The sequence below is a fragment of the Mesorhizobium sp. M4B.F.Ca.ET.203.01.1.1 genome, assembly GCF_004791025.1.
Taxonomy (GTDB): domain Bacteria; phylum Pseudomonadota; class Alphaproteobacteria; order Rhizobiales; family Rhizobiaceae; genus Mesorhizobium; species Mesorhizobium abyssinicae.
Genome location: NZ_SRUO01000011.1, coordinates 70,947 through 84,526, shown reverse-complemented (window position 1 = coordinate 84,526; position 13,580 = coordinate 70,947). Strand labels below are relative to the sequence as shown.

Sequence of the window (13,580 nt, the reverse complement as noted above, 5' to 3'; positions counted from 1 at the left end):
CGATGTCGCAGCTTTGGCCCAAGCACTTCCGCCTGCTCAGCGCTTGACTATGAATTGAATCGATCTAATTTTCTGCCCAGATCCACCGGCGTACTTCACATCATGAGCGTGCAAATCACGATGCAAGCCGCGACGCGCGGACGCTGGGCCGTGGCCGGCATCTTCCTCGCCAACGGCTTTCTGACCGGCAGCTGGGCACCGCAGATCCCGGTGTTCCTGACCCGGCTAGACATCTCGAAATTCACGCTCGGCCTACTGATCCTCCTGTTCGGCGCCGGCGCGGTGACGGCGATGACCTGGTGCGGCCATCTGATCTCCAGGCATGGCTCCCGCGCCGTGCTGCGCTGGTTCGGCCTGTGCGGCAGCCTCGGCCTGCTGGCCGTTGCGCTCGCCCCCAATGTGCCGCTGGCGGCCATCGCCATGTTCATCTTCGGCGGCTCGATCGGCGGCATGGACGTCGCCATGAACGCCAACGCGGTGGCGGTGGAAAGAAGGCTCTCCCGCGCCATCATGTCGTCCTCACACGGCTTCTGGAGCCTTGGCGGTTTCGCCGGCGGCGCGCTGGGCGGCTTCGCCATCCAGAACTACGGCCATTTCGCCCATGCGACGGTGGTGACGGTGCTCGCCTTCGCGGTGATCGCGCTCGCTGTCGGCTATCTCATTGTTGAGGACAAGCCCGAGGCCGCCGAGCATCGGAAATTCTCACTGCCGGCGAATCCGCTGGTCTATCTGGTCGGGCTGATGGCTTTGCTGACGATGGTCTCCGAGGGCGCGGTGCTCGACTGGGCGGCGCTCTACCTGCAGCAGGAGCTCGGCGCCGACCTTGCCATCGCCGGCCTTGCTTACGCGGCCTTTTCCGGCGTCATGGCATTGATGCGCTTCCTCGGCGACGGCGTGCGCAACCGCTTCGGCGCGGTGGCGACGCTGCGCGGCTCGGCCCTTGCCGCCGCCGCCGGCATGCTGGTGGCCGGCCTGTCGCCCTCGCCCTGGCTTGCGATCGCCGCCTTTGCCTTTTGCGGCTTCGGCATCGCCAATATGGTGCCGATCATCTTCTCGGCCGGCGGCAACCAGGAAGGCATGTCATCCGGCACCGGCATGAGCGTCGTCACCACCATGGGCTATTCCGGCATACTGGTGGCGCCGTCGGCGATCGGCTTCGTCGCCGAGCATTCGAGCTTCGGCCCGATCTTCGTCGCCCTGTCGGGGCTGTTGATCGTCGTCCTGCTGATGGCCGGGCTTGCTCACCGCGCCGAGTTCGCTCCCGAGCCGGATGGATTTCAGGTCGGATCGACCTGAAATCCATCCGGCTCTGAGATCAGAGAAATAGAGCATGATGCCGTCCGAAAACCGCTTCACACTTTTCGGCATCATGGGCTAGCCGGCGCCGGCCGAATAGCGCTTCAGCTCCTCGTAGAGGAAGTCCGCGACGCGGCGGATGCGCACGCTGCTGCGCACGTCGCGATGCATGGCCAGCCACACCGGCAGCACCGGCAGTGGAAGCTGTGGCAGCACGATCTCCACCAGCGGATCGCGCGCGGCCAGCGGACGCTGGCCAAGGCCGATGCCATTACCGGCCCGCACCGCCTCCCACAAAACGATCTGATTGTCGGTCCTGAAGCGAAAGCTGCTGCGGCTGACCGGAATGCCGTACCCGGCAAAGCCTCGGATCATCTCGTCGCTGCGATCGAAGCCGATCAGCGCATGGCCGGCAAGGTCGGCGGGCTCCAGCGGGCGGCCGGCCCTGCCGAGATAGGATATGGCCGCGCAGGCGCAGAGCGGAATGTCGGCGACCTTGCGCGCCACAAGCTCGTTCTGCGCCGGCTTGACCATGCGGATGGCGATATCGGCATCCCGGCGCAACAGGTTCTCGACCTGGTTCGAGGCGACGATCTCGACTTCGATGCCCGGTTCCTCGACACCAAGCCGCGCCGTGATCGCCGGCAGCACATAGGCCGCCACCACCTCGCTGGCGGCGATGCGCACCGTGCCCTCGATCGCTTCGACCGACCCCAGCGCCAGCAGCGAAAAGGCGCTCGCCTGCTCGCTCACGGCGCGGCCGCGTTCGTAGAGCACGCTGCCGGCCTCGGTCAGCGCGTAGCCGCTGCGGCCGCGACGGAACAGCGTCACGCCGAGCGCCTGCTCCAGCTCGGCGATGTGCCGGCCGAGTGTCGGCTGGCTCGCCGCAAGCTTTCGCGCGGCGGCCGACAGGCTGCCGGTCTCCGCCACGGCGACGAAACTCTTGATCAGGTTCCAGTCGATCTGTGTCATTCATTTATGAATATCAGAACGTCAACTTCAGTCAATTTCCATTCGTTTGCGAAAGACACAGATTGAGGGCCCAACGCAAACACGGAGACGAGAAATGACCAAGATAGCAATCCTCGGCGCCAACGGCCGGCTCGGCCGCGTCGTCGGCAAGGCCTTCATCGACGCCGGCTTCGACGTCCGCGCCGTCACCCGCAGCGGCAAGGTGCCGGCCGAGCTCAAGGGCGCCGCGGCGATAGCCGGCGATGCGCTCGACCGCGGCTCGCTGATCCGCGCAACGCAAGGCGTCGACATCATCTTCAACGGCCTCAACCCGATCTACACCGACTGGGGCAAATGCCTGCCGATGGCCGAGAATGTCATGGCCGCCTGCGGCGCCAACGGCGCGCTGCATTTGTTCCCCGGCACCGTCTACAATTACGGCTCGCCGATGCCTCGCGTAATCACGGAAGACACGCCATTCCGGCCGACGACCGAGAAGGGCCGCATCCGCGTCGCCATGGAGGATCTGTTTCGCCGCGAGGCCGAGGCCGGCCGCGTGCGCACCATTCTGCTCAGGGCGGGCGACTTCTTCGGCGGCACCGGCAGCGGCTCCTGGTTCGATCTGGTCGTCGCCGCCAAGATGGCGAAGGGCATTTACACGGCGCCCGGTCCGGCCGATCTCGTCCACGAATGGGCCTATCTGCCGGATTTCGCAGCGGCTTTCGTCGGCCTGGCGCGCAATCTCGACAAGCTCGGCTTCTATGAGGCGCTCAACTTCCCCGGCCATGCCGTCACCGACCTCGATATCAAGGCCGCGGCCGAGAATGCGCTCGGGCGCAAGCTGAAGCTCGGCTTCATGCCGTGGTGGGTGCTGCGCGCCGGCAGCCCGTTCGTGGCGATGTGGCGTGAGATCGTCTCGATGTCCTACCTTCGTTTCGAGGAGCACCAGCTGGCCTCGACACGGCTGGAGAAGATCATCGGCGAAATCCCGCACACCCGTCTCGATCAGGCGGTGAAGGAGGCCATGCGGGATATCGGCATTGCCGTCGCTCCCGCCTCGCGCGAGGCCGCCTGACTGCGGCCGACGACGACCGGGCCTCCGAGGAGGCTCGGTCGTATAAGGGATCAGATTCTGCCCATCAACAACAGGATCAAAAGCACCACCAGGATGACGCCGACGATGCCCGAAGGGCCATAGCCCCAGGAGCGCGAATGCGGCCATGCCGGCACGGCGCCGATCAGGATGAGGATGAGAATGATGACGAGAAGTGTGCTGACCGTCATGAGAAAGCCCTCGCCGTGAGGTGAAGTTATGCTGGGACAATGCAAAAGGCCGCCCGGTTGTTCCCCGGGCGGCCTTTATCTTCCTGGTTGAGCTGACTTATTCGGCGGCTTTCTGGAAGGCGATGGCCGGCTCGGCGCCCGCATCGTCGCCTGGGACAGTCGTTGCAACCTTGCCCTTGCCGCGACCGAACAGCCGCCGGAAAAACGCGTTGAAGCGACTGTCCTTGCTGCGCGTGAACACCATCAGCATCGATGGCGTCACCACCAGCGTCAGCAAGGTGGCGAAGGACAGGCCGAAGACGATCGCCGACGACAGCGAGATCCACCACTGCGTCGACGGCGCGTTGATCGTCGTCTCGTGATGGAAGATCTCGAGGCCGAGGCCGAAGGCGATCGGCAAGACGCCGAGGATCGCCGACACCGCCGTCAGAACAACCGGACGGGCGCGCTCGCGGCAGGTCTGCAGCACCGCGTCCATCTTGTCCCAGCCTTCCTCGCGCAACCGGTCGTAAGTGTCGATCAGCACGATGTTGTTGTTCACCACCACGCCGGCGAGCGCGATGACGCCGATGCCCGACATGACGATGCCGAAGGCTTCGCCCGTTAGAAGCAGCCCGAGGAAGACGCCGACCGTCGCCATGACCACGCAGGACAGCACCAGCCAGACGCTGGTGAACTTGTTGAACTGCATGAGCAGCACCAGGAAGATCAGGAAGATCGCCGCGCCGAAGGCCTTGCTGAGGAAGGCGCCGGCCTCGGCGCTGTCCTCGTTGGAGCCGGCGAGCTTCCAGCGGATGCCACTGCCCAGCTCCATCTCGGAGACGGCCTTGGTCACTTCCTGCTGCACCGCCGCGACCTGCGCGCCGGCGCTGACATTGGCTTGCACCACCACCGTGCGCGCGCCGTCAATGCGGTTGAGGATGCCGACCGTCGGCTCGGGCTTGCGCACGACGAAGTTCGAGATCGGCACCGAGCCTTGCGAGGTCTGTACCCTCAGCTCATCCAGCGTCGACAGCGTGCGCCGGTCCTCGGGCAGGCGCAGCCTTATGTCGACGGCGTCGTCCGCCCCGGCGGGCCGGTATTCCGAGAGCTTCAGGCCGTTGGTCACCAGCTGCACCACCGTGCCGACCGAGGTCGGGCTGATGCCGTATTGCGCCGCCTTGGCGCGGTCGACCTCGAGCGCCCAGTCGACGCCGGGCGGCGGCAGGCCGTCCGATATGTCGATGACGTTGGGAATCTTGGCGATCCGCGCCGCCACCGCGCGCGCCTTGTCGTCGAGCCCCTTGGGATCGGCGGCCGAAAGCCTGATCTGGATCGGCTTGCCGGTCGGCGGGCCGGCCTCCGGCACGCGCACCTCGACATCGACGCCGGGAATGCCGGCCATGACGCCGCGCAGGTCGCTGAGGATCTGGTTGGCCGACTTGCGCTCGCGCCAGTCGACGAACTCGTACTGGATGACGCCGACGACATCCTCAGGAATGTCCTGGCCGCCGCCTTGCGTCTTGCCGGCGCGCGTATAGACCGACTTCACCCCCGGCCAGCCGAGCAGCCGGTTTTCCGCTTCCTTGGTGGCGGCGTCCATTTCGGCCAGCGAAAGGTTGCCGCGCGCATGCACGTAGAGCAGGCCGTAATCCGGCTCGACGCTGGGGAAGAATTCGACGCCAGCACCGTATTTCGAATAGGCGAAGCCGACGCCGACCAGCAGGCCGACGGTGAGCAGGATCACAGTAATGGGGAAGCGCACCGCCTGCTTGACCAGCGCCATGTACCAGCCGTCGCGGTTCTCGTCCTCATGATGCTTGGGCGCCTTGGCGAAGATGGCGCCCAACGTCGGCGCGAACACCAGCGCATAGAGCATCGAAGCCGACAGCGTCACGATCAGCGTGATCGGCATGTATTTCATGAAGTCGCCGATGATGCCCGGCCAGAACAAAAGCGGCGAGAAGGCGGCGATGCGCGTCATCGTCGCGGCGATGACCGGACCGGCCATGCGCCTTGCGGCCAGCGCGAAGGCGTCCGCCTTCGGCATGCCTTCGCTCATGCGCCGTTCCGCGAATTCGGTGACGATGATGGCGTCGTCGACCAGCATGCCGACCGCCAGGATGAGGCTGAACAGCACGATCATGTTGATCGTGTAGCCCATCATGGCGAGCAGCAGGATGCCGATCAGGAAGGACGACGGAATGGCCAGCCCGATGAGCAGCGAGGCGCGGCCAGACAGCGCATAGAGGATGACGATGAACACAAGGATGACGGCGATCATCACGTGGTTCTGCAGGTCGCCAAGCAGTTGGTTGACGAAGACCGATTTGTCCTGCGTGTAGGTGACGTGCATGCCTTCCGGCATCGTCTTGATGAAGCTGTCGGACACTTCCCTGACGTGGTTCAGGGTGTCGATCAGGTTGGCGCCGATGCGCTTTTTCACCTCGATGGCGATCGCCGGCTTGCCGTCGAGGCGCGTCACCGTCTCGGCGTCCTTGAAGGTGGAGCGGATGGTGGCGATGTCCTTGGCCTGCACCACGGCATTGGGCGTGGCGACGACCGGCAGGTTGGCGACATCCTCCGGCGTCTCGATCAGCGACGGCACCTTGACCGCGTATTTGCCTTCCGAGCCTTCGAGATTGCCGGCCGCGACCAGGCTGTTGGAGGCGCCGACGCCTTGCATCACCTGGTCGAGCTGCAGCCCGTAGGAGGACAGCTTGACCGGGTCGATGACGACTTCGACCAGATCGTCGCGCGCGCCCTGCAGCGAGCCTTCGAGCACGCCGGGCACTTCCTCGATGCGGTCGCGCAATTCGCGCGCCGCCGCCGTCAGCACGCGCTCCGGCACGTCGCCGGACAGCGTCACGACAAGGACCGGAAACTCGGAGACGTTGACCTCGTTGACGGTCGGCTCCTCGGCCGCCTGCGGCAGGTCGGCCTTGGCGTCCTGCACCTTGCTGCGCGTGTCCTGCAGCGCCGTCGCCAGATTGGTCTGCGGCTGGAACTCGACCAGCACGTAGCCGCCGCCCTGGAAGGCGGCCGAACGCATCTCCTTGAGGCCTTTCAGGCTCTTCAGCTTGCTTTCCATCGGACGCAGAAGAAGACGCTCGGAATCCTCCGGCGAGATGCCCTGATAGATCAGGCTGATATACATCATCGGAATCGGAACGTCCGGCTCCGCTTCCTTCGGTGTCGACTGATAGGCGACCCAGCCCGCCACGAGCAGGAACAGCAGCGCGGATATTGTGAGGCGGGCGTTGTGGATGGCGAGTCTGACGATATCCATGACTTATGCCTGCTGTTGTCTTCGAGGAGTGGCGAATTGGCCGACGCCGGGCGCGCCCGACGTCGGACTGCGCTACTGCGTCCCGGAGGTGGCTTCGCCGATCAGCTTGTTGATGGTCGCCTGGTCGGCCTCGACCGGCTTGACCGCGTCGCCTTCCTTCACCAGCTCCTGGCCGGCGACGATGATGCGCGCATCCTGCGGTATGCCGCCCAGCACCAGGCCGTTCGGCGTGTCGTCGACGAGATCGATCGGGTAGAACGCCACCTTATTGTCCTTGCCGACGGCGCGGATGCCGAGGTCGCCCTTGTCGCCGAGCGTCACCACCGAACGCGGCAGCATGACCGCGTCGGTCGGCTGCGCGCTGAGCGTGATTTCGGCCGTCATGCCGGCGGGGATGGCGCCATCGGCATTGGGGATCGCCACTTCGACACGGAAGGTGCGGGTCTGCGATGAGGCGTCGCGACTGATGTAGCGCACCGTGCCGGTGACCTTCTGGTCGTTCACCAGCCGCACATTGGCCTCGTCGCCGATCTTGATGTAGCGCAGGTCGCGCTCGCTGACCTCGCCGCGCGCGATCACCGGGTCGAGCTTGAGGATGGTTGCCACCTCACCGCCCTGCATCACCGAGCTACCCAGTTCCACCGGAACGCGGTCGATGACGCCATCGAACGGCGCCTTGACCTCATTGCGGTCGAGCTCGGCTTGCGCGGTCTCCAGCTGGGATTGCGCGGACGTCAGGTTCGAGCGCGCGGTGTCGAGCTGCAGCGCCGGCAGATTGCCGGTTTTCATCAGCCGCAGGGCCGCTTCCAGCTCGGCCTGGCGCTGCACCAGAAGCTGCTTGGCGTTGTCGACGTTGGAGATCTTCTCCTCGGCCGCCAGCATCAGCACCAGGTCGCCGGTCTTGACGCGCTGGCCCTGCTTGACCGGCAGCTTATCGATGACGCCGGCGACGCGCGTCGCCAGCACCGCCCGCTTGTCGGCCTCGGTCAGCCCGGAAATGCGGATGGCACGCGCATAGGTCTTGCGCGGCGGCGTCACCACAGCGACGGTGCGCAGCGGCGCCTTCGCCTCGGCCTCAGCGGCTTTCGGCTTGGCGGCCTCCGGCTGCGCAGCCTTCGAGGCGTCTTCTGCCTTCGGCTTGTCGGCGGCGGCGCTGCCCACGGACGAGAATTCACCCGTTCCCATCCAGGCTGCGAATCCGATAAGCACAACAATGGCTGCAAGCTTGTGAAACCTGATTTTCGGCATCGTCGTCGTTTCCACTGCGGGGTTCGGCCAGGCCGCTTCTTTCAGATGCGGGCGCGTCGCCGATATGGGTGCGCGCAAGGCCCTATTCAATTTGCCGTGATAGGCGAAGCGCCGCTTCTACCTCAAAGTTGCAACGCAAAATAGTCAGAAACTTTGATGGATTATTGCGCTGCCGGACAGGGCGCGCCCGCCGCCATCCAGTTCTCGATCGCTGTGTATGTCTCCTCCGCCGAGCCTGGCGCCGGCTCACGATCCGCTCCCGGGGCCCAGCCCCAGGCAACCAGTTTGTCGTCGCGAACATGCAGCGCGACATCCTGCAGGCTGCGCCCGCCATTGCGGGCGGGGTCCTTGATCTGGGCGCAGATTTCGGCCGAGGACTTTCCGAACCAGACCATCTCGGCCGGCGCCAGATGCCAGTTCTCGGCCCCCGGCGGCCCATGCAATGCCTTGGAATTGCTGGAGAAATGGCACGTCGTGCAACGCAGGCCGGGATTGCCGAAGCCGGAGCCGTCGGCGCCGCGCTGGACATTGAAGCCATGCACGCGCGTGCCGCCATAATGCGCGCCGGACCAGCGCGGCCGGTCGTCGGCGACATGGCAGTCGGCGCAGCGCGGATGCGAGAACACCGCATAGACCTTGTCCCATTCGGGCAAGCCCTTGGCCGTGTCGACTGCTGCTGGGGCTGGCTGCTGGGACTCCTGCGCGGTTGCAAAAGGCGCCGCCAGCAAGATGATGGCAGCAGGCGTCAGCATGATGAGAAGCTTCCTCATGCGAAGGTCACCTCTTTCGACAGCGGCAACCTACGGATGCGCTTGCCGGTCAGCGCGAAGATGGCATTGGCGAGCGCCGGAGCGGCCGGCGGCGTGCCGACCTCGCCGACGCCGCCCATCTTGTGGAAATTCTCTAGCACCGCCACCTCGAACACCGGGGTCTGGAAGATGCGCATGGCGTCGAAATCGTGGAAGTTCGACTGCTCGACCATGCCGTCGGCGAAGGTGATTTCCTGGCCCATCGCCGCCGACAGGCCGTAGATGGCGCCGGAGATGAGCTGCGCCTTGATGATGTCCGGGTCGAGCGCGGTGCCGACATCGGCAGCGATCCACACCTTTTCGATGCGGATGCCGGCCGGCGTGTCCGCGACCTGCACGATCTCGCCGACCCAACTGCCGAAGGACAGCGTGAAGGCCATGCCTTTGGCCTTGCCGGCCGGCAGCGCCTCGCCCCATTTCGCCATCCCGGCGACTGCCTCGACCACCTTCAGCGCCGACGGATAAGCGGCCATCAGCTTCTTGCGCAATTCGACCGGATCGGTTTTCCCGGCGGCCGCGATCTCGTCCATGAAGCCTTCATGGAAGAAGCCGTTGATCGAGCTTCCGACCGATCGCCACGAACCGACGGGGATCGAGACGGGCGCGGCGATGCCGCTCACCCGGTAGTTCGGGATCGTGTAGGGCTGGTCGTAGGCGCCATCGACGATGGTCTTGTCCGGTCCCATCGCCGACAGCGAGGGGAACAGCCGCCGCAAGGTGCTGGCGATCATCGATGGCGACGATACCTTCATGTCGACCGCGACCGGCAGGCCATCGTCGCCGAGCCGCGCCTGGAACCTGCCGATTGCCGCGGGGCGGTAGGCGTCGTGGCGCATGTCCTCCTCGCGCGTCCAGGTCACCTTGACCGGACGACCGCCGGCTTCCTTGGCCATCAGCGCCGCGCACAGCGCATAGTCCATCTCGACGCGCCGGCCGAAGCCGCCGCCGAGGAAGGTTGTGTGCACCGTGACCTTGTCCTGCTCGATGCCGACCGCGTTGGCGCAGAGCTGGCGCACCAGCGTCGGCGCCTGGTTGCCGCACCAGATGTCGAGGGCGCCGTCCTTCAGCCGCGCCGTGGCGTTCATCGGCTCCATCGTCGCGTGCGCCAGGTACGGCACCGCATAGTCGGCCTCGACGATCTTTTCGCGTGGCGCGTCGGCGAAGGCGGTGTCGACGTCACCGTCGTTGCGGAGTGCCGACCCCTTGGTGGTGAGCGCCTGTTTCAGCGCCGCGTCGATGGCGGCGCTGTCCAGCGGATATTCGGGGTCGGCCCATTTGGCCTCGATCGCCTCGGCGGCCCTGAATGCCGCCCAGGTGTTTTCGGCGATGACGCCGAAGCCATGGCCGTAGCTGGTCTCGATCGGCACGATCTTGACCACGCCGGGCATTTTTTCCGCCTTGGACAGGTCGGCGCTCACCGGCTTCGACCAGAAGCGCGGGCTCATCTTCACCGTGCCGTAGAGCATCTCCGGCAGCCGGACATCGATGCCGAAGATCGGCGCGCCGGTGACCTTGGCCAGCATGTCGACGCGCTTCTGCGGCTTGCCGAGCAGCTTCCAGTCGGCCTTGTCCTTGAGCCTGACCTCGGCGGGCGGCGGCATGGTGTTGGCTGAGGCGGCGACTTCGCCATAGGTGACCGATTTTCCCGACGCTTTGTGCAGGACCGTGCCGCTGGCGGTTTCCAGCTCGCCGGCGGAAACGCCGAGCTTCTGCGCCGCCGCCGCGATCAGCATCTGCCTTGCGGCAGCGCCCGCCTGCCGCATCTTGTCGAAGCCGTCGCGCATCGAGGACGAGCCGCCCGTGCCTTGCAAAGCGAGCAGCTTCCCGACGACGCCGAGGCCGGAGCGCACCGCTTCCGCCGTCATGCTCTCGTCGAAGAAGGCGAACGGACCGCCCTCCTGGAGGATCGCCGCGTTGTAATAGGCATAGGAGGCCGCGCCGTGCTCGACCTTGACCTGGTCGAGACCGACGTCGAGCTCCTCGGCGACCATGGCGGCAAGCGTCGTCGACACGCCTTGCCCCATCTCGGCGCGCGGTGCGACGATGGTGATGGTGTTGTCGGCGCCGATCTTCACATAAGGATTGAAGGTCGCCTCGCCCTTGCCGAGATCGGCCTCGAGCGGGTTGGCGAAGGGCTTGCGGTAGTAATAATAGCCGACGGCGACACCGCCGGCGACGGCGGCGGCGCCGATGAGGAAGGTGCGGCGGGCGATCTTTCCGATGCTGGCCATGATCAGAGCCCCGCCGTCTTCAGCGCCGCGGCTTTCTTGATCGCCGCGCGGATCTTCGGATAGGTGCCGCAGCGGCAGAGGTTGCCGCCCATGGCGTTGTCGATGTCGTCGTCGCTCGGATCCGCCACCTCCTCGAGCAATGCCACCGCGCTCATGATCTGGCCGGCCTGGCAGTAGCCGCACTGCGCCACCTGCTCCTCGAGCCAGGCCTGCTGCACCGGGTGCAGCTTGCCGCCGGCGCTGATGCCTTCGATCGTGGTGATCGGGCCGCTGACCTCTCCGACCGGCAGTGAGCAGGAGCGCACCGGCTGGCCGTCGACATGCACGGTGCAGGCGCCGCAAGCGGCGATGCCGCAGCCGAATTTCGGGCCCGTCTTGCCGACGAGATCGCGCAATGCCCACAACAGCGGCATTTCAGGATCGGCATCGATGTCGAACGATTGTCCATCGACGGTGAGGCGCATGGGGTACCCTTCGTTGTCGTCCACAGCCAGGAGCGAAATGGCAGGTCTCGGCCACTTCGCCTTCATACAACTTGACAAAATCCGTCATTTTGTCAATAGAGTTCGTACAGGATAGACTTGCCGCCATGATCGAAGCCGAGGACATTGCCGTCGACCCCAAGCGCGCCCGCATTCTGGAGGGCGCGATGAAGGTGTTCCTCGCCTATGGCTTTTCGCGCACCACCATGGACGACATCGCGCGCGCCGCCGACATGTCGCGGCCGGCGCTCTATCTGCTGTTCAAGAACAAGACCGACATTTTTCGCGCCATCGCCCTGATGCTGCTCGGCCGTTCGGTCGAACAGGCAAAGAGCGAGCTCGAAGGCGGCGGCACCTTCGCCGAACGCATGATGCGCGCCGTCGACGCCGCGCTGATCTCGATGATAGGCGCCGTGCACGCCTCCCCGCACGGCGCCGAACTGCTCGACATGAAGTCGAGCGTCGCCGACCTCGTCGGCTGCTGGCGCGGCGGCCTTGTCGAGCACATTGCCAGGGCGATCGAGGGCGAAGCGAAAGACAACGGCGTCGACCTCGCCGCCAAGGGACTTTCGGCGCGGCTGCTCGCCGACATGCTGCTCGATGGGCTGGAGGGCATGAAAACGCGCATCAGCAATCCGGACGAGCAGCGGCAGGCCGCCGCCGCACTGATCAGGGTGATCGACCTGGTGCTGCGGAAGGGTTGAGGTGCCCCGGTTGCGCTAGGCTCCGCGCCGCGCCTGCTCCGGCTTCCTGCGTATGGCGAGAAACTCTTTGACCCGCCGGCCCGGCGCCGGGCCGCGCACCGGCCGGTAGCCGTCGTCGAGTTCGCCGGAGAGATCGAGTGTCGGCCGCTTGCCGACGGCGTCGTAGTTCTCCTCCAGCCAGTCGCTGGCGGCACTTCGGCCAAGATCGCGCAGATAGGCGAGGAAGGCCCATTCTGCATTGACCTTGGACGACGCCGACAGATCCTTGAACGCCTCGTCGGCATCGATGCGATGCATGCGGATGTCGCGGTACTCGCCATGCGGCAGCCGGCCGGCGGCGATCAGCTCCTTGACGAAGGCGATCGAGCGGAATTCGCGCAACAGCCCGGCGTTGAAGGTGATCTCGTCGATGCGGTTCTGGATCTCGTTGGCGCTCTTCGGCGTGCCCTCGCGCACCACCGGATTGATCTGCACCAGAAGCACGTCCTCGGTGGCAGTCGTCTTGAAGAACGGATAGAGCGCCGGATTGCCGCCATAGCCGCCATCCCAGTAGGGCACGCCCTTGATCTCGACGGCGCGGAACAATTGCGGCAGGCAGGCCGAGGCCATCACCGTGTCGAGGTCGATCTCGCCATCGGAAAAGACGCGCAACTGCCCGGTCTCGACATTGGTCGCCGAGATGAACAGCTCCACCGACTTGCAGGCGCGCACATTGGAGAAGTCGATCTCCTGCTTGACCACGTCGCGCAGCGGATTGAGGCCGAGCGGGTTGGCGACATAAGGGGAGAACACCCGCGACATCGTGTCGAAGAAGACATAGCCCGGCGTGTTCTCGATCGACCAGTTGCCCCAGGCGACGTCCCACGGCATGCGCTGCACCGGGCTGAAGCGGCCCTTCCGCGCCACCGCGCGCCAGAAATCGTCGAGCTTCTTGCGCGCGCCTTCGACGCCGCCACGGACGAAGCCGTCGGCCAGCGCCACCGCGTTCATGGCGCCGGCGCTGGTGCCGGACACCGCAGAAATCTCCAGCCGCCCGTCCTCCAGCAGGCGGTCGAGCACGCCCCAGGAGAAGGCGCCGTGCGAGCCACCCCCCTGCAGCGCGACGTTGATCTTCTTGTTTTCCTCCGCCTTGCCGTTCGTCGTCATGGCGTTCCTGTCGTTGGGTGCCAGCAGCTCATCCGGCCCGGGAATCGGGTCGGCGCGGCCGCGGCGGACCTATGTTGCAGTGCAGCATATAAGTCCTGACCAAGGCAAGAACACGAACACGCTCGCGTGATCACATGAAATTTCGCTCATGAGCGAGATTC

The 13,580-nt window shown here is 65.6% G+C and carries 11 protein-coding genes; 3 read left to right on the top strand and 8 right to left on the bottom strand.

Going from position 1 to position 13,580, the window contains the following annotated elements; all coding sequences use genetic code 11:
• The first annotated feature begins 120 nt into the window (after window positions 1-120).
• On the top strand, window positions 121-1,296 hold the full coding sequence (locus tag EN846_RS22310; RefSeq protein WP_189379564.1) for an MFS transporter: 1,176 nt from the start codon (window positions 121-123) through the stop codon (window positions 1,294-1,296).
• Between the two features lie 78 nt (window positions 1,297-1,374).
• Here the strand turns inward: EN846_RS22310 and EN846_RS22305 are convergent, their stop codons facing one another.
• A complete protein-coding gene (locus EN846_RS22305) occupies window positions 1,375-2,268 on the bottom strand; it encodes a LysR family transcriptional regulator (RefSeq protein ID WP_127392861.1) in 894 nt (297 codons plus the stop codon).
• A 94-nt stretch (window positions 2,269-2,362) separates the two neighbouring features.
• On the opposite strand from EN846_RS22305, the gene EN846_RS22300 reads away from it, so the two are divergent.
• Window positions 2,363-3,322 (top strand): SDR family oxidoreductase, encoded by a 960-nt coding sequence (locus tag EN846_RS22300; RefSeq protein WP_127392860.1) that lies wholly within the window; start codon window positions 2,363-2,365, stop codon window positions 3,320-3,322.
• 50 nt (window positions 3,323-3,372) lie between these two features.
• Here the strand turns inward: EN846_RS22300 and EN846_RS22295 are convergent, their stop codons facing one another.
• From EN846_RS22295 to EN846_RS22270, 6 genes are all read right to left on the bottom strand, one after another.
• Window positions 3,373-3,531, bottom strand: a complete 159-nt coding sequence (locus EN846_RS22295; RefSeq protein WP_127283862.1) for a DUF3309 family protein — start codon at window positions 3,529-3,531, stop codon at window positions 3,373-3,375.
• 97 nt (window positions 3,532-3,628) lie between these two features.
• Entirely contained in the window at window positions 3,629-6,799 is a 3,171-nt protein-coding gene (locus EN846_RS22290) for an efflux RND transporter permease subunit (RefSeq protein WP_127392859.1), read from the bottom strand.
• A gap of 72 nt (window positions 6,800-6,871) precedes the next feature.
• The gene (locus EN846_RS22285; RefSeq protein ID WP_127392858.1) at window positions 6,872-8,047 is read right to left on the bottom strand and encodes an efflux RND transporter periplasmic adaptor subunit; all 1,176 of its coding nucleotides are present in this window, start codon (window positions 8,045-8,047) and stop codon (window positions 6,872-6,874) included.
• 161 nt (window positions 8,048-8,208) lie between these two features.
• Window positions 8,209-8,817: a hypothetical protein gene (locus tag EN846_RS22280; protein ID WP_127310918.1), complete on the bottom strand. Its 609-nt coding sequence runs from the start codon at window positions 8,815-8,817 to the stop codon at window positions 8,209-8,211.
• The gene (locus tag EN846_RS22275; protein ID WP_128275794.1) at window positions 8,814-11,087 is read right to left on the bottom strand and encodes a xanthine dehydrogenase family protein molybdopterin-binding subunit; all 2,274 of its coding nucleotides are present in this window, start codon (window positions 11,085-11,087) and stop codon (window positions 8,814-8,816) included. The genes EN846_RS22280 and EN846_RS22275 overlap by 4 nt, the downstream gene beginning before the upstream one ends.
• A 2-nt stretch (window positions 11,088-11,089) precedes the next feature.
• A complete protein-coding gene (locus tag EN846_RS22270; protein ID WP_127285539.1) occupies window positions 11,090-11,551 on the bottom strand; it encodes a (2Fe-2S)-binding protein in 462 nt (153 codons plus the stop codon).
• A 125-nt stretch (window positions 11,552-11,676) separates the two neighbouring features.
• Here EN846_RS22270 and EN846_RS22265 point away from each other — a divergent pair, with 125 nt between their 5' ends.
• Window positions 11,677-12,273, top strand: coding sequence for a TetR/AcrR family transcriptional regulator (locus EN846_RS22265; protein ID WP_127285538.1), 597 nt, complete (start codon window positions 11,677-11,679; stop codon window positions 12,271-12,273).
• A 15-nt stretch (window positions 12,274-12,288) separates the two neighbouring features.
• On the opposite strand, the gene EN846_RS22260 is transcribed toward EN846_RS22265, so the two are convergent.
• On the bottom strand, window positions 12,289-13,419 hold the full coding sequence (locus tag EN846_RS22260; RefSeq protein WP_128346153.1) for a patatin-like phospholipase family protein: 1,131 nt from the start codon (window positions 13,417-13,419) through the stop codon (window positions 12,289-12,291).
• Window positions 13,420-13,580 lie beyond the last annotated feature (161 nt).